We start from the raw sequence: 26,323 nt of genomic DNA, 5'->3' as shown, positions 1-26,323 counted from the left end.
TGTTACACGCAGATGACACCGAAGCGAATGAGAGGTGTCCGGCCGGCTCGTTGCAGCCACGGCTGCAGGAGAGCGGGAATCGGCTGGTGTTGTCGGCGGCCACCTAGGGGCGCGTCTATCGAAGGGAGCTCTGCATGCTGCGGCCTGAGCGTCTCATGGTTGAACACCTTGAGGAAGCGTGTGGCATCACTATGGCGAAGCCACGGTTGTCGTGGTGGTTACCCAAGGGCTGCACGCAGCAGGTGGCGTATCGGATCCGAGCCGGCCGGTGGGACTCGGGCATGGTGGAGTCCGACCAGTCAATCTTGGTGCCCTATGCTGGTCCGGCTCTGCGCTCTCGGGAGCACGTCGAATGGACCGTCAAGGTGTGGACCGATGCCGGTGAATCCGCATGGTCCGAGTACGGCTCTTGGGAGATGGGCCTGCTTGATCCGTCCGACTGGAAAGCCAGCTGGATCGAGCCGTTCACGTGCACGCAGGGTGAACCAGAGACAGACCGATGCTGGGTGTTCAGGGGGACAGCCAACCACTCTGATCTGGTGCGTCGAGCGCGGCTATACGTCACGGCACACGGAATCTATGAGTTCTTCATCAACGGCCATAGGGTGGGCGACGCGGAGCTGACCCCCGGCTTCACCAGTTACGAGTCGCGCCTTCAAGTGCAGAGCTTCGATGTGACCGACCTGCTGGTGGCCGGTGAGAACGTCCTTGCGGCCGTGCTCTCAGGGGGATGGATCGGATGGACGCCTCGTTACCGGGACATGCGTGTCGGACTGCTGGCTCAGCTTGAAGTAGAAGGATTCAACGGGAGCCTCAGCTGCTACGGGACTGGGAGTGAATGGCTCTACGCTGGTGGACCCATCAAGAGCGCCAACCTGATAAGGGGCCAGGTGCTCGATCTTCGCGACCTTCGCCTGGATTGTTGCGAGCCAGACATCGACCTGGCTGGCTGGACACCAGTGCGGACGGCTGCGGATGTCGATTTCAGTCGTCTATGCGGTCCCGTGGCTCCTCCGGTGCGGCGCATAGAGGAGGTGTCACCGGTCATGGTGAGCCGGCCGCATCCGGACCGTCAGATCGTTGATCTAGGGCAGAACATCAACGGTTGGGTCAAGCTCAGCAACCTTGGGCCGAGCGGCAGCACCATCACGTTGACTCACGGAGAGGCGCTGGACACGGATGGCGATCTCACGATCGAACACATCGCTGATGGTGCCGTTGAACGTGGAGAGCCGTTTCAGCGCGATCAGGTGACTTCTGCCGGAAGATCGGGCGATTCGTTTGAGCCACGGCACACTACGCATGGATTCCGTTATGTCCGCGTTGAGGGACATCCGGATACCTTGAGCTCCGACGACGTCCGGGGAGTCGTCGTACACACGGACTTGCGACGGACGGGGTGGTTCGAATGCAGTGATCAGCGGCTCAACCGGTTGCACGACGCGATCGTGTGGAGTTTTCGCGGCAACGCGTGCGACATTCCCACTGATTGCCCGACACGGGAGCGCGCCGGCTGGACCGGTGATTGGCAGATCTTCGTGCCGACAGCCGCATTCCTCTACGACGTCGCAGGGTTCTCAGCGAAATGGCTGCGTGACCTGGCCGCAGACCAACGCCCGGAGGGCGAGGTGTGGTATTGCGCGCCCAATCATGAGGCCGCCCCATTTCATCCACTTGGATCGGCAGGCTGGGGCGACGCCGCCGTGATCGTTCCCTGGGAGGTCTACCAGGCGTACGGCGATCGTGATCTGCTGGCGCAGCAATGGGATTCGATGGCGGCGTGGGTGGCTTACGCCCAGCGAAAGGCACGACAGCACCCAGGTCCACCGCGGGAGTCTGCTCGGAAGCTGCCATCGCCCCAGCATGAACATTACGTATGGAACTCTGGGTTCCACTTCGGCGAGTGGCTCGAGCCCGACATGCTGACGAAGAGTTCGGGATCCGGCGACATCGAGTCGCATATGGCCACGCTGCACACCGCGGATCACAGCAGCCTTGCTACGGCTTACCTTTACCGGTCCACCAAGCTACTAGCCACCATGGCTCGCATCGTGGGGCGAGCGGACGACGGTTCGCGGTACGACGAGTACGCGGCGTCCGTGAAGGCAGCCTGGCAGGCTGAATTCATGATGTCCGACGGACTACTCAAGCCCGACACGCAGGCAACCTACGTACGCTCGCTCGCCTTTGATCTCGTTCCTGAAGCTGCGAGAGCACAGGTCGCCGAACGCCTTGTGGACTTGGTTCGGAAGGCAGACACACATCTCGACACTGGATTTCTCGCCACCGCGGATCTTCTGCCGGTTCTCGCCGACACAGGACATGTCGATGTGGCCTACGAGTTACTCCTACAGGACACCGAACCCTCCTGGCTGGCCATGATCAACCGGGGCGGCACAACGGTGTGGGAACACTGGTCCGGCTTGGACGAGGAAGGCCGACCGAACGCACCCAAAGGGGTCGGTTCCCTCAATCATTACAGCAAGGGCGCGGTGGCCTCGTTTCTGCACCGCTACGTGGCCGGCATACGGCCGAACCACGACTGCCCCGGCTATCGACGATTCACTATCGAGCCTTGCCCCGGAGGTGGTCTCGTGTCCGCGAGCGCCGCGCACGACTCGCCCTACGGCCGGATTGAATCAAGGTGGCACCTGGACGGCGATCGCTTCACTGCGGAGATCGTCATTCCCCCGGGCGCGACTGCCGACGTCGTTCTTCCCGGCGCAGAACCTGAGCGCCTCAGATCTGGAAGCTACAGACTGAGCACACGCGTCCGGCGACACGACAGGTAGGCGTCGCCAGGAGCAACATCAGGACGTTTGAAGAGCAGCGACGACAAGGGGAGATACCGAACCCACTAACGAGTCCGCATCTCTCTCAGCGAGGAGGAGCACAGTGGAACGCCGAACTCTTTCACGACGCAGCTTCATTTGGGGCACGACCAGCGCGGCGCTGCTCACCGCCTGCACATCTGGTGGCAGCGAGGGCGACGGTGGATCTGAAAACCCCGAGGTACGCCGAACGGGGGGCCCAGCTGAGTACAGGGAATCTCCAATGCTCATGGGCCGGGTCGAAGCGGGCGAGCTGCCGCCGGTGGCCGAGCGCTTGCCCAAGCAGCCCTTCGTTGTCGGGCCCGGCACCCTGCTCGATGACGAGTCGGTCGGGTTCGAACCGGGACGATATGGCGGGACGCTGCAGCTACCGCAGCGGAACCCGAACTTCGACCGAAGCGTACAGATAGCCAATACCGAGCCGCTCCTATGGTCGCCCGGCGGCTTCGGCTATATCGACGGCGAGTCGATCGAAGGCAACGTTCTGGCCGGGTACGAGGTGAACGAGCAGAACACTCTCTTCACCTTCCATATGCGTGAAGGATTGCGCTGGTCCGATGGTGAACCAGTGACGTCTGAGGATGTCCGATTCGCATTCGAGGATGTCCTCTTCAACGAACAGATAACACCCTCCGTCCCGACATACCTGCGTGCCGCAAGACGATTCGACGGGCGGCCTGCGGAGCTGGCGATCATCGATCAATACACGTTCAGCCTCGCATTCGATGAGCCCTACGGGGACTTTCCTGCCCAGCTGGCCGGCAGCGGATTTGTTGGCTATGGCGACATTATCAAGCCACGGCACTACCTCGAGCAGTTTCACGAGAAGTACGCCGACGCTGGTGCTCTGGAAGAGCTGATGGAGGGCGAGTCGATCGATGAAGGAGAGTGGTACCGTCTTTTCCACGCCAAGCAGATGGATGGCGTGCAGAACGTCTCGGACAGGAATAGGGCAGGTCATCCGACGCTGACGCCATGGGTGATGGCGGACAGCGGAACCAGCGTTCTCCGGTATGAGCGGAATCCGTACTACTTCAAGGTCGATATTGACGGTAATCAATTGCCGTACGTGGACGAACTTAGTGCGTCGGTCGTGGAAGACCTTGAGGCATTGGCTTCGCGGACTCTCTTTGGAGAGTTCGACTATGTGGGTCAGGAACTGTCCATTCAGCACGTGCCGTTGCTGGCGGAGCGACGTGACGCCGGCGAACTAAATCTACACATGCCGCGCAACTATAGATGCCCGATCAACTTCGAGCTCAACCTCACGCATCCGGACGAGGCGTGGAGGGAAGTCGTCCGCAATGTCAGTTTCCGCCGGGCGCTGAGCCTTGCCATCGATCGGCAGGAGATTCTGGATACGTTCTTCTTCTCCGAGTTCGGCTCGGTTCCGGAGCGAGTAAATCCTGCCGAGAACAGCCAGGACGAGGCGAATGGCATCCTGGACGAAATGGGACTGGATCAGCGCGACGGTGATGGATTCCGGCTCGGGCCTGATGGCAAACGGTTCACGATTCCATTCGAGATCGTGCCCCGCACTGACTCGCACGTACCGATCACGGAGTTGGTGGCGGGGTACTGGAAGGACATCGGAATCGACACCACGCTGCGCCAGATCGACGACGGAACGCAGGCTGAGCTTGGCAACGACATCAAGGCGAGCGTCTTCTGGGTTGCCGACCCGGACGCAATGGCCGCTGGCTACGGTGAAGACTACCTGCCACATAAGTTCGGTGCCTTCTGGGCCCCCGCGTGGGGCGAATGGTACTCATCTGGCGGCGAGCGCGGCGAGGAGCCGCCTGACGCAGTCCGGGAGCTTTACGATCTCTATGAGCAGATGATGGCGGCCGAGCCCGAATCGGAGGAAAGAAGGGCCGCCGCGGACGGTATGGTCGACAATTATCGTGAGAACATCTGGACCATAGTCCCGGTAGAATCCACGCAGATTCCTATGCCCTTCTCAGCACGTTTGCGGAATGTTCCTGAGGGAAACAGTGATGTCTTCAGCGTGGTGGTCGAGATGAGCATGGAACAGTGGTATATAGACGAATGATCGTCGGTGTTCAGTCGTGTTACTGCGAATGGGAGAGTAGGTGAACCGCATGGGAGGCTACGTCTTGCGTCGTCTCGGGTTGCTATTGCCCGTGCTGTTCGCCATCTCGGTCGTGTCGTTCATCATTATTGAGCTTCCCCCTGGAGACGTGGTCAGCCGAATTGAGGCGCAACGTGCTTCGCAGGGTTTCGAGATGACCGAAGCGGAACGCGCGGCGCTGACGCAGCAATATGGCCTGGATCAGAACATCTGGGCCCGGTATCTCAATTGGATTGGCGATTTCCTGCGCGGAGATCTAGGAAGATCGTTCCAGTGGGATAGGTCCGTAGCCGACTTGCTCGCGGAACGCATCCCGTTGACGATCGTGATCTCGCTTGCCACGGTGGTGTTCATCTTCGCGGTCGCGGTGCCGATAGGAGTGTACTCGGCGGTTCACAAGAATTCGGCCCTCGATTACATTTTCACGTTCGTGGGTTTCATCGGCCTCGCCACGCCGAACTTCCTGGTCGCGCTCATCCTGTTGTGGCTCTTCCACTGGCTTTTCGGTGTGAACATGAGTGGATCCTTCTCTGAAGAATTCATCGATGCGCCGTGGAGCATCGACAAGGTGTTGGATCTGCTGAGTCGAATATGGTTTCCTGTTCTGATTATCGGCACGGCCGGCACCGCCAGCGTGATCCGCGTGATGCGAGGAAACCTGCTCGATGAGTTGGAGAAGCAGTACGTGATCACTGCACGGGCGAAAGGAATGAGCGAGGGTGCGGTTCTCGTTCGCTACCCCTTGCGGATCGCAATCAACCCCATCGTGTCGACGATTGGTTGGCTTTTGCCGTCAATAGTTGGCGGTGAGGTGCTGGTATCCATCGTTCTCAACCTTCAGACGACAGGGCCGCTGCTACTGGGGTCGGTAATTAACCAAGATGTATACCTTGCCGCAAGTATAATCATGATCCTCTCTGTGCTCACGGTCGTTGGAACGTTGGTGGCAGATCTTTTGCTGGCGTGGTTGGACCCGAGAATACGGTTCGAAAGGGTCGCCCGATGAGTGACATTGTGGTGGAGGAGAAGGTCGGGCTTGCCGCGGTCGGGCAGGAACAGTCCCGGTACGTTTACGCGAGTCAGTGGCGATTGATGTGGTGGAAGTTCAAGGCGCACCGCGTGGCGAAGTGGTCGCTGTGGGCGCTGGTTGCCATGTACATCGTGGCGCTGGTCCCCGAGTTCTTCGCACCCTACAGCGCGGACACGCGATTCGAAGGGTATCAGGACGCGCCGCCGACAGTGGTTCGCGTGGTAGACGACGGCGCGCTTTCCACGCCGTTCGTCTACGGGCGTGAACGGGCACTGGATACACAGACGCTGCAATATGAGCACGTCGAAGACCGGAGCCAGGAATCGACCATTCAGTTCTTCGGGCGGGGCGAGCCGTACAAGCTCTTCGGTGTGATAGAGACGGAGCGCCGCCTGTTCACAACCGAGGCGGGAGAGCCACCGGTGTTGCTGTTGGGTACCGACAGGCTCGGGCGCGACATCCTGTCGCGTATCATCTACGGATCGCGGATTTCCCTGACCATCGGACTCGTGGGTGTCGCACTGGGCTTGGTCCTCGGGACTCTGCTGGGTGCTATATCAGGATATTTCGGCGGAGTGGTGGACACCATAATCCAGCGAGTGACGGAGTTTATTCTCGCTCTGCCGGCACTGCCCCTATGGATCGCGCTAGCGGCGGCTCTGCCTCGGGATTGGTCGATTATTCGAACGTATTTCTTCATCGTCGTGATCCTGTCCTTCATTTCGTGGACGGGTCTGGCTCGCGAGGTGCGCGGAAAGTTGCTGGCGCTGCGCGAGGAGGACTTCGTCGTGGCGGCGAAGGTGGCTGGGGCGTCACGGCGACGGATCATCTTCGGTCATCTTGTACCGTCCGTGACCAGCCATCTGATCGTGGTGACAACATTGGCGATTCCGGCGATGATCCTGGGCGAGACGGCGCTGAGCTTCATCGGCGTTGGGATGCAGGCGCCGGCCGTTTCCTGGGGAACGTTGCTCCAAGACGCGCAGAACGTCGTGGCCGTCACCGCGCATCCTTGGCAACTGACGCCGGCGATTCCGGTGGTTCTGGTCGTTCTGTGCTTCAACTTCCTGGGAGATGGTTTGCGTGATGCAGCGGACCCATACAGCCGGTGACGGTGGGACCAGCGGGGCTCCGGCGATCGCCCGGGGTCCGGGATGGAACACGAACTTGAGTCAGGTGGTAGACGAGTGGCCAGAGCCGATCCTGGAGATCAGAAACCTGGTCACACACTTTGCGGGTGCTGAGGGAACGATCCGAGCAGTCGATGATGTGACCTTGACGCTCGAGCGAGGCTCGACCCTGGGGATAGTGGGTGAGTCGGGCTGTGGGAAGAGCGTGACAGTCCGTTCGATCTTGGGCCTCCTGCCGGGGCAGGCACAGATCGTCGGTGGGGAGATCCTGTATCGCGGGCGCGATGAGAGAGTGGTGGATCTGGCGAGTTTGAACCCGCGGGGCCCTGAGATGAGATCGGTTCGCGGCAATGAGATCGCGATGATCTTCCAAGAGCCGATGGCGGCCTTCTCGCCTGTATATCCCATTGGACGCCAGATCGTGGAGGCGGTTCGCATTCACACGGACAAGTCCAAGAGAGACGCGCGGAGTCATGTGATCGAGATGCTGGCGCGAGTGGGCGTACCGCAACCCGAGCGCATGGTTGATCGGTTCCCGTTCGAGCTGTCCGGCGGGCTCCTGCAACGGGCGATGATCGCGATGGCCCTGTCGTGCCGGCCGTCGATTCTGATAGCGGATGAGCCGACGACTGCGCTGGACGTTACGGTGCAAGGCCAGGTCTTGACGTTGTTGGCCGACCTGCAGAGAGAGATGGAGATGTCAGTGATCCTGATCTCGCACAACATGGGGGTCATCGCGCAGGCCGCGGACGTGGTGGCGGTGATGTACATGGGGCGCGTGGTCGAGCAGGCTCCGGTATGGGAGCTCTTCGACAACCCGCAGCACCCGTATACGCGAGCTTTGTTGGAGTCGGTCCCGGTGATCGAGACGGAGGCAGAACTGGGCGGGCGGCTGCGGGCGGTGGCCGGCGACGTGCCCAACCCATACGACGTGCCATCGGGCTGCCGCTTCCATCCTCGATGTACTGCATTCATGGCCAACATGTGCGAGCGGGCCGAACCTGTGCTCGTAAAGGTCGGGGACGAGCATACGGCGGCGTGTTTTTTGGCAGAGCATGGTCACGGGGAGAGGAGAGACTAGCGTGAGCGAGAGCGGCGAACATCGTGACGTCGGACGTTTCGTCTCTGAGAGCCCGGGCCGTGCGGTTCTGCGCGTGCGGAACGTGGCCAAGCGCTATCCGATCAAGAGAGGCTCTTTTCATCGAACCACTGGCTACCTTCGGGCGGTCGACAGTGTGAGCTTCGATGTCTTTCACGGCGAGACGCTTGGTTTGGTCGGTGAGTCTGGCTGTGGCAAAACGACGATGGGAAAGATGATCGTCCGTGCCGACGTGCCGACTTCGGGTGAGATTCTTTTCCGTCCCGGAAGTGAGGGCCCGGCGAGTGCCTCGCCCGATGACTACAGCATAGATGTGGGAACTGCACGCGGGGCTGATCTATCGCGGTTGCGTCGCGGCGTTCAGATGATATTTCAGAACCCTTATGCCTCTTTGAACCCTCGCCACAGAGTTCGGGACATCATAGGGGAGCCACTGAGGATCAACGGTATAGCGCGAGGCAAGAGTCTCGAGGAGCGGGTCTTTGAACTGATGGACCAGGTTGGGCTCCGTCGCGAGTACGGAATTCGTTATCCGCATGCTTTCTCTGGAGGCCAGCGTCAGCGGATAGGCATCGCACGGGCGCTCGCGCTCAACCCTCGTCTTGTGGTCTGCGATGAGCCAGTCTCGGCATTGGACGTTTCGATTCAGGCGCAGATTCTGAACTTGCTCCGAGACCTTCAAAGCCAGTACGGGCTTGCCTACATCATGATCTCTCATGATCTCGGCGTGGTGCAGCACATCAGCGATCGCGTCGCCGTGATGTATCTCGGCAAGCTGGTCGAACTGGGGCCGACGGCTGAACTCTTTGCTCGGCCGAGGCATCCATACACCAGAGCTCTCCTCGATGCTTCCCCTAAGCCTCACCCTAGGCATCGTTTGCAGGCCACTGCGATCTCGGGCGACGTGCCGGACGCCAGTCAGGATATTGCGGGCTGTTCGTTCCGCACTCGCTGCCCATACGCGCAGCGTATCTGCGCGGAGGAGGAGCCGCCTTTGTTGCCGCTTGCCTCGACTGATGCCGCAAGCGGGCCGACCCGGCGGTTCGCCGCATGCCATTTCGCGATGTCGCCGCCGTGGGGCGAAGCCGCCGGACCGACCGGAATCGAACGCGCGCAAACGATGCAGCGAAAGCACATTCCATCACTCTAGGCGGAGGACACAATGAAGGTCTTGCGGGAACAAGAGAGAGACACCCCGATAGCGGGAGAGTGCGACGTCGTTGTGTGTGGCGCGGGACCGGCGGGATTCGCGGCGGCGTTGTCAGCGGCACGTATGGGAGCGAGGACGACCTTGCTCGAGGTGAGTGGCTGCTTGGGCGGCGTATGGACGGCAGGTGCGCTCAGCAGGATCATCGAAACTGACAAACCGGGTGTCATGGCTGAGTTGACGGAGATTCTGGATGCGCGTGGAGCACGAGCGGACCGTGGGCGCACCGAGTACAGCTACGACGTCGAGATGATGAAAGTGGTGCTCGAGGAGCTTGCGTGTGAAGCCGGCGTTCGGGTGCAAATGCATACCAGGGCTGTCGCGGCACACGTTGACGAGTCGCGTCGATTGTCCGCCGTGGCATCTGAGTCCAAGTCAGGTCGACAGGCATGGACAGCGCGCGCCTTCGTCGACGCGACGGGAGATGGCGACGTCGGCGCTCTGGCGGGATGCGGATATGACTACGGTCATCCTGAAACCGGCGACGCCCAGCCCATGAGCTTGATGGCGTTGCTCATGGGGCCCGGAATCGAGGAGATCGATCGGTTCGTCGCGGGCGGTAAGCCTTCGCCCCGCGGTAGCACGGAGCCGAGCCCGTCGCAGCGATACAGAGGCGGCACCCGGTCGCTGCTTGAGGAGATTGAGCGTGCCGGCGTCAAACCGTCCTACAAGGGCCCGACTCTTTGGGCCATCCACGAAGACCTTTTCGCGATGATGGCCAACCATGAGTACGGTGCCTCGGCATTGAGCGCCGGTGAGATCACCGAGGCAACGATAGCCGCGCGGTCGGAGCTTCACCGCATCGTGAACGGCCTGCGTTCGCTCGGCGGGCCGTGGGCACGACTCAAGATTGTGGCCACAGCCGATCAGATCGGCGTGCGGGAGGGGCGGCGTATACACGGGCGCTACACGGTGACGGTCGACGACCTCGTCGACGGGAGGCAGCACGAGGATGCCGTTTGCCGGGCACGTTGGGGGGTCGATGTTCATGCGCTGTCCGCCGCGGAAGGCGGCTACCTAAGTGCTGCGCGAGAAACGGAGACAAGTGACGGTGGGCGAAAGGAGCTGGAGGTTCGGCCGTATGACATACCGCTGCGCGCGCTCATCGCTCGGGACGTGGATGGCCTCTTGATGGCCGGCCGCTGCATCAGCGGAGACTTCCTTGCGCATTCGAGCTATAGAGTCACCGGCAATGCGGTAGCAATGGGCCAGGCGGCCGGAGTGACAGCGGCATTGTCGGCGACGGGAGACCTTCTTCCACACGAGGTTCCGTGGGAGGATGTCGCCGCTGCCCTCCAGGAGATAGACCTCCGCCACCCGACCGTATGAGGGGCGGCGTGGCTCACGAAGTGCGAATCTGTTCCAGGAGGTCTAGAGCGAGGCGCCGGGCGGAATCTCCGTCTTCGGCCCAGTGCGCCAGGGTGCTCGAGGATGTCCATGTCTCGTACACGCCGCGTACCTTGCCGAACGAGTTGTCCAGAACCACGTGGGGTATACCGCCGAGCAGAGCAAATATGTGACCGTGGAGCTTGTTGGTCACGAGGACACACCCCGCGCTCTCCAGGCGGAGTCCCCGGCGTATTGAGGCACGGCATAGCGGCTCGAAGGTGGCAGCGTAGGGACGCCACATTGCGCCGCGCAGGGAAGGCCAGCGGGCGAGGAGCGTGCCAAGCCGAATGTGTGCGGTGCGCACCATCTTGTCCTGCACGGACACGGAAGGTTCATCCTGGACCCTACTTGCCCACTCGATCGTGCTGCTGGTCACGCCCGGAGGAGGGCTACCGTGGTCGACATGCTCCGGATCAGAGGATCTCCACGCGTTCCAGACCAGATCGATGGAAGGCTTCGTAGGCCTTGGGAGAGGCCCAAGAGCAAACGCCATGTCCGGTGTGAGACGGATTTCGGTGTCGAGGTGCTTACGGGCTCGCTGTTCGCTGAGCTGATCGCGCACCATCAGCGTGAAGTTGTTGTGCTCCGCGACGAGCCGCTGGATCCGGGCAATGTTCGCAGGGTCTTTGAAATAGACGGCGATCGGCAACTGGATGATGGGGACGCCACGAAGCTCTGCTAGAAGACGCTCTCTGGTTTCGGGCGTGCCAAAAGTGTACAGGTCACCGAAGTCGCCACCACCCGTGATCAGTACCGGGCCGAATGGGACGGCACGTTTGAGGGCGGGAATGGACAGGGTGTTGTACGCCGCTTGGTAGGCGACACGAACGTTCAGGCGGCGGAGTGAGGCGTGAGCTGCGTGCCAGATCGCCATATCGCCAGGATTCCCCACCCAACGCGGCCACCCGGCAGACAGATTGTGGAAGTTGACCAGCGCCACCTCTGAGGCCCCATTGAGGGCATCTCGTAATGCATCGTCGAGCGTCGTGCAGAGTTTCTCGATCAGGTGAGTGTCGGGATTTGTCGACGATGCAGGCGAATGGTTTGTCGTCATCTATTTCACTCCTATTCCTATGCTCCGGATAACTGCCATGTCAGTCCCTTCTTACAATCGTGAGGGCCACTTTGAACGGGAGCAAGTCAGAAAACGACCGAAGATTTCCCGATGGCGAAGCGTCGCGTAGATATATGTTGCCTTGCTGTAACGCATTCATGAACGGTAGGGTAATTCCATCGTTTGGTGAAGGGTCTGGGCGCCATTGAATGTACGGTTGGCTTTCATGGAAATACGTGAACTATCGACATCCGGTGCGTATGAGTTCCTGCCGCACGTGTTCGAGGATCGGCGCGGCAAGTTCGTCGCGCCTTTCCAAGGGAAGACGTTCGCCGACGTGCTCGGGCATCCGTTGAGCCTGGCTCAGGTCAATGTCAGCGTCTCCCGGAAGGGAACGATCCGCGGTGTGCACTTCGCCGACACACCACCGGGTCAGGCCAAGTACGTGTGGTGCCCACGCGGGGCACTACTCGATGTCGTTGTGGATCTGCGCGTCGATTCGCCCACGTTCGGACGCTGGGATGCCATCCGGCTCGACGCTACTGACTTCCACGCGCTGTACATCGCCGAAGGGCTGGGCCATGCGTTCGTTGCGCTGGAGGACGAGACGATCATGGCGTACCTCTGTTCAACCGGGTACAACCCGGAACGCGAACACGGAATCACGCCACTCGACGAGGACCTGTCCCTGCCCTGGCCGGACGACATCGAGCCGATCCTGTCTGACAAAGATGCTCAGGCCCCCACGCTGCGGCAAGCGCTCGACGCGGATCTTCTTCCGAGTTATGACGTCTGTGTTACGCACTACGCCACAGCCCAAGCCCAATGGGCCACTGCTCAGCCTGCCGAGGCGTTCAGCTTGACTGAACACACTAAGTCCTGAACGGCCGCACAGTACGAGGATCCCCGCCACTGTGACGCCGCTCTGTTGCGATGGGCGTCGCCCAGCGACTGCAGGTGGCTGTGATGCCGTGCGTTGGAACATGATCTGCGACGTCCTCATGGCCGGCACGCATTGCCAGCATAAGTTCGGCCCACGGGTAGCCGGCGCCGCGGACGCGCAAATGAATCCGTGTAGCCTCTCAACGTGATGTTGCCGAAGGGTCCCGACCTAAGCCTCATATTCGTGCGCACCGACTACGGGGACGACGACGCTTGGCAACAGGCCCTGGCAGCCGCGAATGCCGTATACGAAGATGACGTCGCCGAGCGCATGGGCGCCCAGCTGCAACCAGTCGAGTCCCCTGAACTTGCAAATCTAACGCCGCATCAGCTGGTTGCGCTTCCGAGGGAGGACTACCTCACCGCCATCGCTGTGGCTGACGAGCAAGCAATGCGAGATCATACGGTCTTGTTCGTTGACTTCGACGAGTACGGCGACCAGATCGGGCGTACGTTTCGTTCGGTCCCGTGGGAAGTTGAGCTGATCGTCGCGAATCTGTCCCTTGCAAACATGGATTTCGCGGAATTCGCGGACAGCGTCGATTCAGATGGCGTCTTTCGGGGGTTCTGAATCGTAAGGCTCAGGCACCTCAGCTGCGGCGAGTCGTCCAGTGAACCGGTTCCTATGCACGAGTGTCCAAGCGGCAAAAGGCGCAGATAGGGCGCGCGGATCGCCGCAGATCGCCAACGACCTAGCCGGAGGACGTCCTGACCCGCGAGCTGGGCAGAAAGCCTGCGGAGATGATGAAGGTCGCCCTGCGTCCAGGAGTGCTGCGGGGTCGGCGAACGTGGGACAGGGCTGCTGCGTGTGGCGGCACTGACGAGGCTGCCCGGGTACTGGGAAACGGTTGACGAGAACCCAAGAACTGTGCTGTGAAGACCATCGAGTGTTGCTGCGTGACCCACAGGCTTGCGCCAGCTTCGTCAGTGTGTCGCGGCCGACCGGTAGGGGCGGAAGAACTCGCGCAACTCCTGAGCGTAGAGCTCGGGCTCCTCGAACGGTGCGAAATGCCCGCCGCTCGCGGGTTCGGTCACACGCACCGCATTCGCGGTGCGCTCCAGCCACGCTCGCGGCGGACGGACCACGTCTCCGGCGAAGATGGAGAACCCGGACGGAACCTCGACCCGGCGGGCGAGCTGCGCCGGCGGAATCGCGGCGTTCGCGCTGTACATGCGCATCGAGGAGCCGATTGTCCCGGTGAACCAGTAGAGCGTGACGTTGGTGAGGATCTCGTCCTTGGTGAAGCGTCGTTCGACGTCGCCCCCGCAGTCGCTCCACCCCCGCAGCTTCTCGACGATCCACGCGGCGAGCCCGGCCGGGGAGTCCGTCAGCCCGAACGCCGCGGTCTGGGGCTTGGTGCGGTGCATGGCGGCATACGCGCCCTCGGATGCGCCCCAGGCCGCGACATCCTCGAACCAGGCACGCTCTTCCGGTGTGAGCTCTGCTGGGTCACCGGTGAAGATAGGCAGACCCGCGTCCGTGCGGTGCACGGCCACCACCCGGTCGGGGTGGTCGAGGGCGAGGTAGCGACTCACGTGGCTGCCTATATCCCCGCCGGCAGCGCCGAACCGCGCGTAGCCGAGGGCGCCCATCAGCTCGGCGAACAGGCCGGCGACGGCGATGGAGTCCAGCGGCGGGCCGGCCGGGCGATCGGAGTACCCGTAACCAGGAATGTCCGGCACGACGACGTCGAAAGCATCGGCGGGGTCGGCGCCGTGCGCGCCGGGATCGGTCAGGAGCGGGATGACCTTCGTGTAGCGCCAGAACGAGTCCGGCCAGCCGTGGCTGAGCACCAGCGGCAGGACGGGCCCGGACGGCGCGGCGGCTCGGACGTGCACGTAGTGAATCCCGAGGCCGCCGAGCCGCATCCGGAAGTGGGGGAGCTGCGCGAGCGCCGCTTCCTGCGCGGACCAGTCGAACCCGTCTGCCCAGTAGGCGACGAGCTCGCGGAGGTAGTCGACGTCCGTTCCGAGCGACCATCCGGCGTCCTCGGGCGCGTCCGGCCAGCGTGTCGCGCGCAGCCGCGCACGGAGGTCCTCGAGCGCCTCGGGAGCGGTCTGCGGAGCGAACGGTTCGGTGAGGGACGACGGGTCCGGCATGAGACTCAGCCTATGGCGTGCGGAGCACCGTGCCGCACGCCACGCTGTGAAGCGAACGACATCGTGGCCGTGATCACGACCACAATGTCGTTCGCTGGCTCGATGCAGGCGTCACCATGAAATGCGATGTCATCGACAACGCGCACCCCGCCGGTAAGACTTGCCGCCATGAGCATCGAGAACAACAAGAGCATCGTTGAGAAGGCCATCGGCGAGCTGTTCGGCGCGGGCGGTGTCGACGCTGCGGCGGCGTACCTGCACGACGACTTCGTCGACCACGGACCGGGCGTGGTGACGTCGAACAAGGCCGACTGGATCGCCACCGTGCGTCAACTCCCGGTGGCCGACATGAAGATCGAGGTCCATCATGTGCTGGCCGAGGGCGACCACGTGACCATGCTGTCGCGGCGCTGGCTGCCGTGGGAGAGCCATTGGATCGCCGTCGTCGACATCTACCGGCTCGAGGATGGCCTGATCGTGGAGCACGGCGAAGTTTTCCAGCCGTTGCCGGAGACCGACCGCGACCCCGCCGCCCACAGTCTTGTGCCGTGGTGACCGTCGGCGAGCTGTTACGCGAGTGGCGGAAGCGTCGGCGGATGAGCCAGCTTGATCTGGCTCTCGCCGCCGACGTCTCGGCGCGGCACGTCAGCCTGGTCGAGACAGGCAAGTCCCGGCCGAGCGCGGACATGGTCCTCCGGCTCGCCGCGCAGCTCGACGTGCCGCTGCGTGACCGAAATCGACTGTTGTTCGCCGCCGGTCACGCGCCCCGGTATCGGGAACGTCCGCTCACCGGGTGCGATCTCGAGGCGGCGCATGACGCCGTCGTCGCCGTGCTGCGCGCGCACGAGCCGTACCCGGCCTTGGTGATCGATCGGCGGTGGAACATCGTCCTGACGAACGACGCCGTCGATCCGTTCTTCGGCGACGTCGATCCGGAGCTGCTGAAGCCGCCTGTCAACATGGTGCGGCTGGGTTTGCATCCGCGCGGCCTGGCTCCGAAGATCGTCAACTTCGCTCAGGCGCGCGCCGTCATCCGCGCGCGGCTGTCCCGGCAACTCGCGCAGGCCTGGGATCCGGAGCTCGCCGCCTTGTACGACGAGTTGCTCGCCTCCGACGCCGGCGACGACGCGACAACCGTCCCGATCGAATCCGAGATCGCCATCCCGATGATCATCCGCCACCGCGGATATGACCTCAAGCTGTTCTCGACCATCACCACGTTCGGGACGCCGCAGGACATCACGTTGGACGAGATCGCTATCGAGTCGTACTACCCGGCGGATGCGCAGACCGCGGAGATCTTCCGTCACCTGGACGTCCGCGCCACCGCCGGCTGAGCGTCGGAGCGCGCCGATGACGGCCGAACGGCGCGCTCCCCGCAACAACGGCGACGGCCGCCTCACCATGGCATGCCGGGGCCGATCGTCGGCGCACGATGCGACCACGAGGCGGTCCCACTCCGAGGTGTCGAACGCTCGTCGGCGTCGACGGCTGTGTAGGGTCGCTCCGTGATCAGCACCGTCCTCGTCGAGCATCCGTGGATGACGACGGTCGGACTCGTGGCGTTGGTGGTGCTGGGTCCCGTTGTCGGTGCGTGGCTGATGCCGCGGCCACAGATCGCGCGAGTGCTGCTCGCGTTGTCGATCCTCGCAGTGGCATTGCTCGCATTCGTTCCCACGGGCCGTGAGCTTGCGGTCGGCTGCACCATGGAGTGGAGCGTCCCGACGCTCGGTGCAGTTGAGCTCATGGGGAATGTGATCCTGTTCGTTCCCGTGGTGCTGCTGGCCGGCGTCGTGACCCGGCGGCCGCTGGTGATGCTTCTCGCTGCCAGCGGCGCTTCCGTCCTGGTGGAGGCGGTTCAAGCCTTCGCGACCGTGCTCGGACGGAGCTGCTCGAGCAACGACTGGCTCGCCAACACCCTCGGTGCGTGCTTGGGGGCGGTCTTGGCGGTCATCGCGCTGCGCCTCGCCCGATCCGGACGGCATCGGCACCCCGTCTGAACGCCCGCGTCAACGCCGGGCGCATGTCCCATCCTGCGGCCACCGTCGCTTTTCGGCGGATTGAGCATGCATTGTGGTCGCCATCGTGACCACGATGTCGTTCGCTCACGTGCGAGCCAGCGGCATGGGACGCGGCGTGGGTCGGCAGATGTCACCCTTCACGCTTTGGCCGCTTCACTGGACGGCGGTCCGGTGGCCGTAGCACCTGGTCGACAAGCCAGCCGGTCAGGATGACCACGAGCAGCCCTATGAGGTGGATCACGACCTGGAGGAGGACGAGCACAGGGACCATCGTCGCGAAGCTCTGCGGACTCGAACAGTGACAAGAATGCCCATCTGCGATAGATTCTCGCCATGCATCGCGTCGCGGTCCTGGCCGCGAATTATGTGAAGAGCCTGGAGCTGGCGATCCCTGGTCAGGTGTTCGGTACCGCCCATTCGGCGGAGAAGCCGGCCGGTGCGGTGTTCGGCGCTCCGCTGTACGAGGTGTTCGTGTGCGGTGAGCGACCTGATCTCGTCGTCGTCGGCCGCTCAGCAGCGGAGATGTTCCGCCTTACCGCGCCGCACGACCTGGCTGCAGTGCTGACCGCCGACACAGTGATCGTCCCTGGGATCCGCACGGACATCGAACCCCCAGCCGAGGTGCTCGACGTCCTGCGTCAGGCACATCGCCGCGGTGCCAGGATCGCTTCGATCTGCTGTGGCGCCTTCGTCCTCGCAGCCGCGGGACTGCTCGACGGGCGGCGAGCGACGACACACTGGACTTCCACGGAGGCGTTCGCTCAGCGATTCCCTCACGTCGAGATCGATCCCCACGTGCTATTCGTCGACGAAGGGGACGTGCTCACGTCGGCCGGAGCCGCCACCGGGCTCGATCTGTGTATTCACATGGTGCGTAAGGATTTCGGTGCAACGGTCGCCGCGGAGACCGCCCGTCATATTGTGATCGCCCCGCAGCGCGACGGCGGACAGGCGCAGTTCATCGTGCATCAGGAACCTACTGGTGAAAGCGGCTCGCTGGAGCCGACAATGCGGTGGATGCAGGACCACCTGGGGGAGCCGCTGACGCTGTCCGACATCGCGCGACACGCGGCCATGAGTACCCGCACCGTCAACCGGCGATTCCGTGAACAAACGGGAACGACGCCGCTGCAATGGCTTCTGACCCAGCGCGTGCGCCATGCCCAGCAACTCCTCGAAACCTCGGCATTGTCTGTCGAAGAGATCGCCAGACATTGTGGATTCGGCACCGGTATCAATCTGCGGCAGCATTTCACTCGGCGCGTCAAGATGTCTCCTCATGCCTATCGCCGAGCCTTCCAACCGCGCGAGTCGGTCTGAGTTCGCCGAAAGCACGGTGAATCGCCGCGGTGCCCATGGTCTTGTGTCGTGGTGACCGTCGGCGAGCCATGTCGATACCGTCAGCAGGTTCTCGACCATCACCCCGTTCGGGTCGTCCCAGGACATCCTGCTGGATGAGAGAGCGATCGAGTCATACTACCCGGCAGATGCGCAGACGGCGGAGATCTTTCGTCACCCGGACCTTCACACCACTGCCGGCTGAGTGTCGGCGGCGCGCCGCCGGCTGCTGGCGGCGGCGGTGCTCACCCGATGAGCTGACGCTCATCGGCGTCGCGGTCTTGGCGGAGGAGGTCGTGCACGAGTGTGGCTTTCCGCCTGAAGAGCATGCATTGTCGTCGTCATCGTGACGACGATGTCGTTCGTTCACGTCTCCGTCAGACGTGCCCATCACCTAGCACTGGTAATGCCTCGTTGACCGCTGTGCCGCAGCACGCGGGGCTCGCCCATTCCGGCAGGCTGGCTCCCACGCGATTCCCGGCCCGACTGCAGGCCCCACTCACGCCAACAGTTCGTCGGACCGATCCCACAGCCGACGTGCCAGGTCGTCATCGAGCGCCTGCCGATTGACCCGCTTGGCGCGCTTGCGCTTCTCATAGTAGGCACCGGGTTCCCAGTCGGTGCCGGGTTCGCTCTGCGCGAGCCAGACCAGCTGGTCTGCGCCCTTCTCCGGTGTGATCAGCGTGGCGCGGGTGACACGGTTCGTGGTGATGAACTTCATCAGCCGGCTCTCGGACTGGGTGCCGAAGCTCGTTGCGACGTTGCCGGGGTGGAACGCGGCGGCGGAGATGCCGCGTGAGTGGTACCGGCGATGCAGCTCCTTCGTGAACAAGATGTTCTCCAGCTTGGCGGCGTAGTACGCCCGGAGCGGGTTGAACTCACGGTCGTGGTTGAGGTCGTCGATGTCGAGTTTGCGGGCCAAACGCGCGGCGACGCTCGATGTCTGGATCACTGTCGCTCGCGATGCGGCCAGCTTGTCGATCAGCAGAGTGGTGAGGAGGAAGGGCGCCAGATGGTTGATCTGGAAGGTCCTCTCGAAGCCGTCGACGGTCTTGGCGCGATCGCCGAAGACGCCACCGGCGTTGTTCGCGAGCACGTCGATGCGGGGGTACGCGGTGTCGAGGTCGGTGGCGAGCTTGCGTACCTCGTCTAGGCAGGTGAAGTCGGCGAGGTAGTGGTCCGCGCCGATCTCGCGTGCGACTGCCGGGGTCTTCTCCGGGGAGCGCCCGACGACCACGACGCGATGGCCTTCCCGGTGAAGCTGACGGGCCGACGCGGCGCCGATGCCGTCGCTGGCGCCAGTGATGACGATTGTCTTGCCTTGGTTCATGTTCCGCCTCTGATGCAATGGCCGACTGTGTGTCAACAGCTTACGCCGAACGTGGCAGAGACTGCCACAGTCGACTTACCCTGCTAGGGTGGAGGGATCATGAGCGAGATGCAACTCGGCCTCCGTGAGCGCACCCGGCGCGCGGTGCAGCGGGAGATCGCCGAGGCCGCCAATGTGTTGTTCGTGGAGCGCGGTTTCGAGCGCACGACCATCGACGACATCGCGGCGGCCACCGGAATGTCTCAGCGCAGCGTCTTCCGCTACTTCGCGAGCAAGGAGGAGATCGTCCTCGGCAAGTTCGACCTCGTCGTGGACGACATGCTTGCGGCTCTGCGTGCTCGTCCGGCCGATGAAGGCGTGTGGACGTCGCTCCGTCACATGTTCGATGTGCTGGTCTCCCTCGCCCAGACGCCGGGGCACGAGCAGATGGTGGAACCGATTCATCGAGTGGTGTTCGAGACCCCCGCCCTGTTCGCCGGTTACCTCCAGAAGCTGCAGCGGATGCAGGACGCCGTCGTCGTGGAACTGCTCGAACGAGCTGAGCGGGCCGGTGAACCCTACGACGCCGACGACCCGGCGCCGCACGCCCTGACCGCTGCCGCGTTCGGATGCCTCGTGGCGGGGCAGCGTGCCTGGCTCGCCTCCGGCGGGCAGGGTTCCTTCGCCGACGCAATCGACCGCGCAATGGCGACGGTCGGACCCCGCACCTGACGCTCCAGACGCGTGGTGCGCCGGGGTGGTTCCAGCGTCGGCCTTTCTCGGCTGTGCGATGAGGGACCGATATTGCGGGCGTGGATCGTCCGGGTCACTCTTTACTATGCGTTGCATGGTCGGAGGTGAGAAAAACGTGAACGGGTACACGACCAGGCCGCTCGATCCCACGACGTGGAACGCGTTCGCAGAATTGGCCGAACGGCACAACGGCGTGTGGGGCGGCTGCTGGTGCTTGTGGTTCCATCCAGCAGACGACGAGCGAGGTCAGAGTCCCGAAGGCAACCGTCGGCTCAAGGAGCGGATGGTCCGCGAGGGCCGAACGCACGCTGCCCTGGCTTTCGACGGGGACGTCGCCGTGGGGTGGTGTCAGTACGGCACGCCAGCGGAGCTGCCGAGCATCTACCACCGCAAGGAGTACGAGGCCGGCGTCGACGTGCTGCCGGACTACCGGATCACCTGCTTCTTCGTGGACAAGCGCTACCGCCGCAAGGGAGTGTCGGCGGTCGCACTTCGGGGCGCGCTTGAGCTGATCGCGTCGGACGGTGGTGGCGTCGTCGAGGCGTACCCGCAAGACACCCAGGGCAAGAAGATCTCGGCGTCCTTTCTGTACAACGGTACCCGTAGCCTGTTCGAGCAGGCCGGGTTCGAGTACGTGCGACCCAAGGGCAAGAACCACTGCGTGATGAGCACGACCGTCGCACGGGCTTAGGCGGCCGGGTCCGGCTGCGCGTCTGCTGGCCACGAGTCACCATCGGAACGAGCATGCGTTGAGGTCGTCATCGCGACCACAATGTCGTTCGCTGTCCTCGCACGCTGGCTCACGCCCGACGAGCGTGCCGGGTGCTGCGGATGCGGTACAGCGCGGCCATGGCATCGAGGGCATGATGAGGCCATGACGATGGCTCTTCGGTTTGAGATCTTCCCCGCTGACCTGGACGCGAGTGTGGACTTCTACACACGAGTGCTGGGCTTCTCCGTTGTGCAGGATCAACGGCAGTCGGAGAGCCCGTATGTCTCGATGAAACGGGGCAGCGTTCGGATCGGTGCGGCGGCGCGGCCCGCCGTCGCTGATCCGCAGGGGCGGCGGCCTCCGACCGGTGTTGAGCTCGTGCTCGAGGTGGCTGACGTCGTCGTTGAGCGAGATCGAGTGGTCAGCCGAGGGTGGCCACTCGACGAGGACCTGCAGCAACGCCCGTGGGGACTCCGCGACTTCCGGATCCTGGATCCAGACGGGTATTACCTGCGCATCACATCGAGCAACGGAGCCATGTCCTGAAGTGCTCAGTCGGCGACCGCCAGGTCGGGCAGACGACACGCGCGCCAGCACTGACAGGTCATCCCCTCGCGACGGAATGACGCACGCTTCGTTCGGATAACGCTAGCCTGCGGGGCTACTCGTGCGCGGGTGGATTTGGCATAACGCCTCGCGTTATGCTGGTGGGGTGATCAGGTCGTTTCGGGGCACCACGGCCGAGCGACTGTGGTCACGGCAGCGTGTGAAGAGGTTCGACCCGCGGATCGAGCGAGTCGCTTTGCGGAAGCTTGCGATGTTGGACGCTGCCGAGTCGCTGGACGACCTGCGGGTTCCACCGGGCAACCGGCTGGAGCTGCTGAAGGGAGATCGGGCAGGGCAGCACAGCATCAGAATCAACCAACAGTGGCGGATCTGCTTCGTCTGGACCACGGCGGGTCCGGAAGAGGTCGAGATTGTGGACTATCACTAGGAGGGGTGCCGTATGGAGAGGATCGCACCGATTCACCCTGGCGAGGTGCTCATGGACGAGTTCCTCGAGCCGCTGGGCGTGACCCAGCACCACTTGGCGATTTCCATCGGCGTACCGCCACGCCGGATCAACGAGATCGTGCACGGCAAGCGTCGAGTCACCGCAGACACCGCACTGCGTCTCGCACGCTACTTCGGGACCACGGACCGTTTCTGGCTCAATCTGCAGACCCGCTTCGATCTCGAAGTCGAGAAAGACCACCTCGGCGACGCGCTGGACGGTATCCGCCCGCTGTCGGCTTGACCGTCACCACGATTGACGCGTCCGGGACGACTGGTCGGTGTCGCTGTGGGCACGGTTCAGATGCCGGCGACGTATGCGGTGAGGACGTACACGCGGTGAGCGATCCTTCCAACACCGCAGTCAACCGATCGGCCGCGACCTGCTGCGGTCAGCTCTTCTTCAGCTCCTCGGCAAGCATGACGAGGATGCCGCTGGGGCCGCGGACATAGGTGAGCTTGTACACGTCCTCATAGGTCGCCACGCCGCGCAGCGGATGGCAGCCATGCCTCGCGGCGATCTCGAGCGCCTCGTCGATGTCGTCGACCGAGAAGGCCACGCGGTGCATGCCGATCTCGTTAGGGAGGGTGGGCTCCGTCTCGATCGCATCGGGATGGATGTACTCGAAGAGCTCGAGACGACCGATGCCGTCCGGCGTCTGGAGCATGGCGATTTTGGCGTGGTTGCCGTCGAGGCCGACGGCTGTGTCGGTCCATTCGCCACTGACCGTGTCGCGGCCGAGGACGGTAAGCCCGAGGTCAGTGAAGAAGGCGATGGTCGCTTCGAGGTCGCGGACGGCGATCCCGACGTTCTCGAGTTTGATGGGCATGTGTTGCAGGCTATCGAGTCAAGCGCGATTCGCTCCGGTCGGCTGGCTGCCGGTTCCGGCTCGGCCCCGGGCTAGGGACCATTTCGCAGAGTCCAGCCTCCGGTTCTCGGTCTACCTCTGACGCGAGGACCTTACCCGGAGCGCGTACCGCGCGACCAGCGGCTGGCGAGACCGACGCTGGATGAGTCCGCGGGCGGCGGAGGTACGCAGCAGCTCACGCGGCGGTAAGACGCAACCCAGACGCACTCGCGGATCGCGGAAGATGAGGACCGTCGCATCCACGATCTCACACCTCGTATCGGGCCGGTTATGACGGGCCAAGCTTGCGTCGGGCCAGGTCGCGGTGGCCATCATGAGGGATGGCCACAAAGGCGCTGCACCGCAGTCGGATGCTGCGGGTGCTCGTGGTCTTTGTGCTGATCTGCGGGGTGATGGTGGGGGCGTTGTGGTGGCTGCAGCGGGAGCTGATCTACGTCCCTGACGCGTCGGGCGTGCCGACGGCCGGTGAGGTGATCGAGGGAGCGCGTGACGTCACGCTGTACACCGAGGATGGGCTCGATTTGGGCGCGTGGTTCGTACCGCCGGCGTCCGGGCCGGCAGCGACCGACTATCGGATGGCGGTTCTGGTCGCGCCGGGCAACGGCGGGAACCGAGCCGGCCGGGCCGGTCTGGCGCAGGAGTTGCAGCGGCGCGGGCTCGCCGTACTCCTGATGGACTATCGCGGATACGGCGGCAACCCGGGCAGCCCGAGCGAGGAGGGCCTGGCGCGCGACGCGATGGCCGCGGTGGAGGCGCTGGAGGATTTGGGTTATCCGGCCGAGCGCACGATCTACTTCGGGGAATCGCTGGGCAGCGGCGTCGTGGCAGCGCTGCAGGCGCTGCGGCCGCCCGCCGGGATGGTGCTGCGGTCGCCGTTCCCCGAGCTCGCCGATGTCGGGTCCCGACACTACCCATGGCTGCCGGTCCGGCTGCTGCTGCGCGACCGGTTCCGCGTGGTGGAGCACCTCGCAGGCAGCGAGGTGCCGGTAACCGTGGTGTACGGCGACCGGGACTCGGTCGTGCCCCCAGACCTCAGCGCACGGGTGGCTGACAAGGCGCCGGCGCTATCCGAGCGGGTGGTGATCGCGGGAGCGGACCACAACGACGCCGTGATGTTCGGGCCTCGAGTGGCGGGGGCGGTGGCACGCCTGGCCGACGAGGTCGGCTAAGCGCTAACCTTCGCCAGGAATCGGCGCGGCTCCACCATCCCGGCCGCTCGGCGATCATGGCCAGGACGCCTGCTTGCGGCGAAAAGACGCACGTGTTTCGACGCCACGCTGTAGTGTGATTGGCAGTGCTGGCTGACAGGTTGGTGCCGTAGTCCTCCAAGGAGCCACATCCGACGCCGGAAGCCTCACCGCCTGAGCTACGACCAATGCATCACCCGATACACCACTCCCAGGGCCTGACCGTCCAGACCGCGCGTCTGGCACCCGCTTCGAACGAGACGTCCTCGTCGAACGCGAGCCGGCGACCTCAGGCTTGGACGTGCGATGCTAAACAGAGACACCGTCAGAGAGGGAGCGATGGACCAAGGCACCCGCGGCGAGCTCATCAGTCGGCTGGCCGAGGCGATCAGGTCCGTCACGACCGCACACCCGTTGCGGGTCGCCATCGACGGGCCACCCGCCGCCGGCAAGACCACACTGGCCGACGAGCTCGCCGTCGTGCTGCGCGCGCACGCCCGCGACGTCATCCGCGCGACCATCGAGGACTTCCTCCACCCCCGCGCGCAGCGCTACCGACGCGGGAAGTACTCGGCCGAGGGCTGCTACTTCGACGCCCACGACCACGCCGCGCTGTGCCGGGTCCTGCTCGACCCGCTGGGCCCAGGCGGAGATCGAAGGTTCAGGCACGCGGTCTACGACAGAGACACCGATACCCCGTCGTCCCCGCCGACCAAGACCGCTCCCGCAGACGCCGTACTGCTCTTCGACGGCGTCTTCCTCCTGCGCCCAGAACTCATCGACCGGTGGGACCTGCGCATCTTCGTGTCCGTCCCATTCGAGCAGACGATAGATCGCGCCCGGGACCGAGGCACAGCGCTGGCCGGTTCCACCGCCGACGCCGCTGAAATCGAACGGTCCTGGCGCAACCGCTATATCCCCTCCCAACAGCTCTACTTCGCCACAGCCAGCCCAACCGATCACGCCGACATCATCGTGTACAACGATCAGCTCCAACGCCCGACCTGGGAAGTCCGACCACACTCATCGATACACAGGAATTGACGAATCGCTCACCCGGTCGCGCGTGGCTACGCCCCGTGCTGGGCTATTGGAGCGCTGGCACGCCGGCTACCGGGTCGGATCCGCGCGCCTCAGGCCCGGGTGCTGGGAGGGTTCTACCGCCCGTATGCTCGGCCTGTATGGATGAGCACGGCACCCAGGTCGCGTACTGGGACGGCGTCGGCGCCACCAAGACCTTCACCCATCCGGTGAACCACGCATGGCTGGCTGAGCTGAATCGAGATGCTCGGATCCTCGACTATGGCTGCGGCTACGGCCGCGTCATGGCCGAGTTGAGCGAGCACGGCTTCACCGATGTACGCGGGGTAGACCCGTCGCCGGCGCTGATCGACCGGGGCCGCCGGTCGAGGCCGGACCTCCGGTTCGACGTGATGGAGCGCCCGCCGGCGTTGGCGTACGAAGCGGCGAGCTTCGACGTCATCCTGTTGTTCGCGGTGCTGACGTGCGTCCCTGAGGATGACGCTCGGCGCGCGCTCATCGACGAGGTGGTCCGCGTCCTGAGGCCGGGCGGCCTGCTCTACGTCAGCGACGTGCCTCTGCAGGACGACGAACGAAGCCGCGACCGCTACGAGGCCCATGCTGCGCGATCCGGCACTCCATACGGCGTATTCGCCACGGACGACGGTGCGGCGTGCCGGCACCACGAACGATCGAACCTTCGCGCCCTGCTGTCGGGTTTCGATGTGCTGCAGGAGCGCGAGTTCGACGTCGCTTCGATGAACGGTCATCAATCGCGAGCGGTGCAGCTGCTGGCCCGCCGGAGGTGAACGCGGCGACTTCGAGCCCTGCGCTTTCTCAGCCTAGGGCCCGGTACTCCGCCGACGCCTGGGCGAACTCGGGATGATCTGCCCAGTAGCGGTCCCCGTGAATGGCCAGCATTGCCCAATGCCACGCCTCGTCGTGGAAGACGAGCCCACGAAACGGTGCGTCGCTTGGTTCGTACGGATACTGCTCAAGCGCTGCCGCCTCGGACTCGTCCGGCGACAAGCCCCCATGGCGCTGCATCACCCAGGCGAAAAGTCGGCGTTCCTGTTGCAGGTACTCGACGTAGTCTGCCTCGGCCCAGGTCATGCCCGTATGGTAGACGGTCGGGCGGCGGCGTAAAGGCAGCGAACGGACATGCATCGAGGTCGTGATAGCGACCG

The 26,323-nt window shown here is 63.8% G+C and carries 26 protein-coding genes; 21 read left to right on the top strand and 5 right to left on the bottom strand.

The window, feature by feature from the left end:
- The first annotated feature begins 134 nt into the window (after positions 1-134).
- From G1H10_RS27730 to G1H10_RS27700, 7 genes are all read left to right on the top strand, one after another.
- The gene (locus tag G1H10_RS27730) at positions 135-2,792 is read left to right on the top strand and encodes a family 78 glycoside hydrolase catalytic domain (protein ID WP_163744093.1); all 2,658 of its coding nucleotides are present in this window, start codon (positions 135-137) and stop codon (positions 2,790-2,792) included.
- A 262-nt stretch (positions 2,793-3,054) separates the two neighbouring features.
- Positions 3,055-4,884, top strand: a complete 1,830-nt coding sequence (locus G1H10_RS27725; protein WP_163744092.1) for an ABC transporter substrate-binding protein — start codon at positions 3,055-3,057, stop codon at positions 4,882-4,884.
- 49 nt (positions 4,885-4,933) lie between these two features.
- On the top strand, positions 4,934-5,929 hold the full coding sequence (locus tag G1H10_RS27720; RefSeq protein WP_163744088.1) for an ABC transporter permease: 996 nt from the start codon (positions 4,934-4,936) through the stop codon (positions 5,927-5,929).
- A complete protein-coding gene (locus G1H10_RS27715; RefSeq protein WP_163744086.1) occupies positions 5,926-7,065 on the top strand; it encodes an ABC transporter permease in 1,140 nt (379 codons plus the stop codon). Before G1H10_RS27720 ends, G1H10_RS27715 begins: the two co-directional genes overlap by 4 nt.
- A gap of 55 nt (positions 7,066-7,120) precedes the next feature.
- Positions 7,121-8,164 (top strand): ABC transporter ATP-binding protein, encoded by a 1,044-nt coding sequence (locus tag G1H10_RS27710; protein ID WP_216853721.1) that lies wholly within the window; start codon positions 7,121-7,123, stop codon positions 8,162-8,164.
- A gap of 67 nt (positions 8,165-8,231) precedes the next feature.
- A complete protein-coding gene (locus G1H10_RS27705; protein WP_246220038.1) occupies positions 8,232-9,332 on the top strand; it encodes an ABC transporter ATP-binding protein in 1,101 nt (366 codons plus the stop codon).
- A gap of 12 nt (positions 9,333-9,344) precedes the next feature.
- Complete coding sequence (locus G1H10_RS27700) at positions 9,345-10,718, top strand: FAD-dependent oxidoreductase (RefSeq protein WP_163744081.1); 1,374 nt, start codon at positions 9,345-9,347, stop codon at positions 10,716-10,718.
- Positions 10,719-10,731: 13 nt separating this feature from the next.
- Here the strand turns inward: G1H10_RS27700 and G1H10_RS27695 are convergent, their stop codons facing one another.
- A complete protein-coding gene (locus tag G1H10_RS27695) occupies positions 10,732-11,832 on the bottom strand; it encodes a polysaccharide pyruvyl transferase family protein (RefSeq protein ID WP_163744079.1) in 1,101 nt (366 codons plus the stop codon).
- Between the two features lie 226 nt (positions 11,833-12,058).
- On the opposite strand from G1H10_RS27695, the gene G1H10_RS27690 reads away from it, so the two are divergent.
- Together G1H10_RS27690 and G1H10_RS27685 are read left to right on the top strand one after the other, a co-directional pair.
- Positions 12,059-12,715, top strand: a complete 657-nt coding sequence (locus G1H10_RS27690; protein WP_163744078.1) for a dTDP-4-dehydrorhamnose 3,5-epimerase family protein — start codon at positions 12,059-12,061, stop codon at positions 12,713-12,715.
- A gap of 207 nt (positions 12,716-12,922) precedes the next feature.
- Positions 12,923-13,345 (top strand): DUF6924 domain-containing protein, encoded by a 423-nt coding sequence (locus G1H10_RS27685; protein ID WP_376778669.1) that lies wholly within the window; start codon positions 12,923-12,925, stop codon positions 13,343-13,345.
- Between the two features lie 353 nt (positions 13,346-13,698).
- Here the strand turns inward: G1H10_RS27685 and G1H10_RS27680 are convergent, their stop codons facing one another.
- On the bottom strand, positions 13,699-14,874 hold the full coding sequence (locus G1H10_RS27680; protein WP_163744074.1) for an epoxide hydrolase family protein: 1,176 nt from the start codon (positions 14,872-14,874) through the stop codon (positions 13,699-13,701).
- 168 nt (positions 14,875-15,042) lie between these two features.
- Here G1H10_RS27680 and G1H10_RS32565 point away from each other — a divergent pair, with 168 nt between their 5' ends.
- From G1H10_RS32565 to G1H10_RS27660, 4 genes are all read left to right on the top strand, one after another.
- Positions 15,043-15,429 (top strand): nuclear transport factor 2 family protein, encoded by a 387-nt coding sequence (locus G1H10_RS32565; RefSeq protein ID WP_163744072.1) that lies wholly within the window; start codon positions 15,043-15,045, stop codon positions 15,427-15,429.
- Positions 15,423-16,211, top strand: a complete 789-nt coding sequence (locus tag G1H10_RS27670) for a helix-turn-helix domain-containing protein (protein ID WP_163744071.1) — start codon at positions 15,423-15,425, stop codon at positions 16,209-16,211. Before G1H10_RS32565 ends, G1H10_RS27670 begins: the two co-directional genes overlap by 7 nt.
- A 171-nt stretch (positions 16,212-16,382) precedes the next feature.
- Complete coding sequence (locus G1H10_RS34790; RefSeq protein ID WP_163744069.1) at positions 16,383-16,874, top strand: VanZ family protein; 492 nt, start codon at positions 16,383-16,385, stop codon at positions 16,872-16,874.
- A gap of 354 nt (positions 16,875-17,228) precedes the next feature.
- Complete coding sequence (locus G1H10_RS27660) at positions 17,229-18,215, top strand: GlxA family transcriptional regulator (protein WP_163744067.1); 987 nt, start codon at positions 17,229-17,231, stop codon at positions 18,213-18,215.
- Positions 18,216-18,732: 517 nt separating this feature from the next.
- On the opposite strand, the gene G1H10_RS27655 is transcribed toward G1H10_RS27660, so the two are convergent.
- Complete coding sequence (locus G1H10_RS27655; protein ID WP_163744066.1) at positions 18,733-19,563, bottom strand: SDR family NAD(P)-dependent oxidoreductase; 831 nt, start codon at positions 19,561-19,563, stop codon at positions 18,733-18,735.
- A 99-nt stretch (positions 19,564-19,662) separates the two neighbouring features.
- Between G1H10_RS27655 and G1H10_RS27650 the strand changes: the two genes are divergently transcribed.
- The 5 genes from G1H10_RS27650 to G1H10_RS27630 all read left to right on the top strand — a co-directional run bounded on the left by G1H10_RS27650 (position 19,663) and on the right by G1H10_RS27630 (position 22,304).
- Entirely contained in the window at positions 19,663-20,274 is a 612-nt protein-coding gene (locus tag G1H10_RS27650; protein WP_163744064.1) for a TetR family transcriptional regulator, read from the top strand.
- Between the two features lie 136 nt (positions 20,275-20,410).
- Positions 20,411-20,986 carry a hypothetical protein gene (locus G1H10_RS27645; protein WP_216853720.1) on the top strand — a complete coding sequence of 192 codons (576 nt, stop codon included), beginning with the start codon at positions 20,411-20,413 and terminating at the stop codon, positions 20,984-20,986.
- Between the two features lie 183 nt (positions 20,987-21,169).
- Positions 21,170-21,553: a VOC family protein gene (locus tag G1H10_RS27640; protein ID WP_163744060.1), complete on the top strand. Its 384-nt coding sequence runs from the start codon at positions 21,170-21,172 to the stop codon at positions 21,551-21,553.
- A gap of 166 nt (positions 21,554-21,719) precedes the next feature.
- On the top strand, positions 21,720-22,001 hold the full coding sequence (locus G1H10_RS27635) for a type II toxin-antitoxin system RelE/ParE family toxin (RefSeq protein ID WP_163744058.1): 282 nt from the start codon (positions 21,720-21,722) through the stop codon (positions 21,999-22,001).
- Positions 22,002-22,013: 12 nt separating this feature from the next.
- Entirely contained in the window at positions 22,014-22,304 is a 291-nt protein-coding gene (locus tag G1H10_RS27630) for a HigA family addiction module antitoxin (RefSeq protein WP_163744056.1), read from the top strand.
- Positions 22,305-22,452: 148 nt separating this feature from the next.
- On the opposite strand, the gene G1H10_RS27625 is transcribed toward G1H10_RS27630, so the two are convergent.
- Positions 22,453-22,890: a VOC family protein gene (locus G1H10_RS27625; RefSeq protein WP_163744054.1), complete on the bottom strand. Its 438-nt coding sequence runs from the start codon at positions 22,888-22,890 to the stop codon at positions 22,453-22,455.
- A gap of 389 nt (positions 22,891-23,279) precedes the next feature.
- Here G1H10_RS27625 and G1H10_RS27620 point away from each other — a divergent pair, with 389 nt between their 5' ends.
- The 3 genes from G1H10_RS27620 (at position 23,280) to G1H10_RS27610 (ending at position 25,945) form a co-directional block, all read left to right on the top strand.
- Positions 23,280-24,098, top strand: a complete 819-nt coding sequence (locus G1H10_RS27620) for an alpha/beta hydrolase (protein ID WP_163744127.1) — start codon at positions 23,280-23,282, stop codon at positions 24,096-24,098.
- A gap of 357 nt (positions 24,099-24,455) precedes the next feature.
- On the top strand, positions 24,456-25,160 hold the full coding sequence (locus G1H10_RS27615; RefSeq protein ID WP_163744052.1) for a cytidylate kinase family protein: 705 nt from the start codon (positions 24,456-24,458) through the stop codon (positions 25,158-25,160).
- Positions 25,161-25,297: 137 nt separating this feature from the next.
- Positions 25,298-25,945 carry a class I SAM-dependent methyltransferase gene (locus G1H10_RS27610; RefSeq protein WP_163744051.1) on the top strand — a complete coding sequence of 216 codons (648 nt, stop codon included), beginning with the start codon at positions 25,298-25,300 and terminating at the stop codon, positions 25,943-25,945.
- A 28-nt stretch (positions 25,946-25,973) separates the two neighbouring features.
- On the opposite strand, the gene G1H10_RS27605 is transcribed toward G1H10_RS27610, so the two are convergent.
- Complete coding sequence (locus G1H10_RS27605; protein WP_163744049.1) at positions 25,974-26,249, bottom strand: hypothetical protein; 276 nt, start codon at positions 26,247-26,249, stop codon at positions 25,974-25,976.
- Positions 26,250-26,323: the final 74 nt, after the last annotated feature.

The sequence above is a fragment of the Phytoactinopolyspora halotolerans genome (assembly GCF_010550675.1).
Classification (GTDB): Bacteria; Actinomycetota; Actinomycetes; order Jiangellales; family Jiangellaceae; genus Phytoactinopolyspora; species Phytoactinopolyspora halotolerans.
Note: the sequence above shows the minus strand (reverse complement) of the source record. Positions and strands in the feature narration are given on the sequence as shown.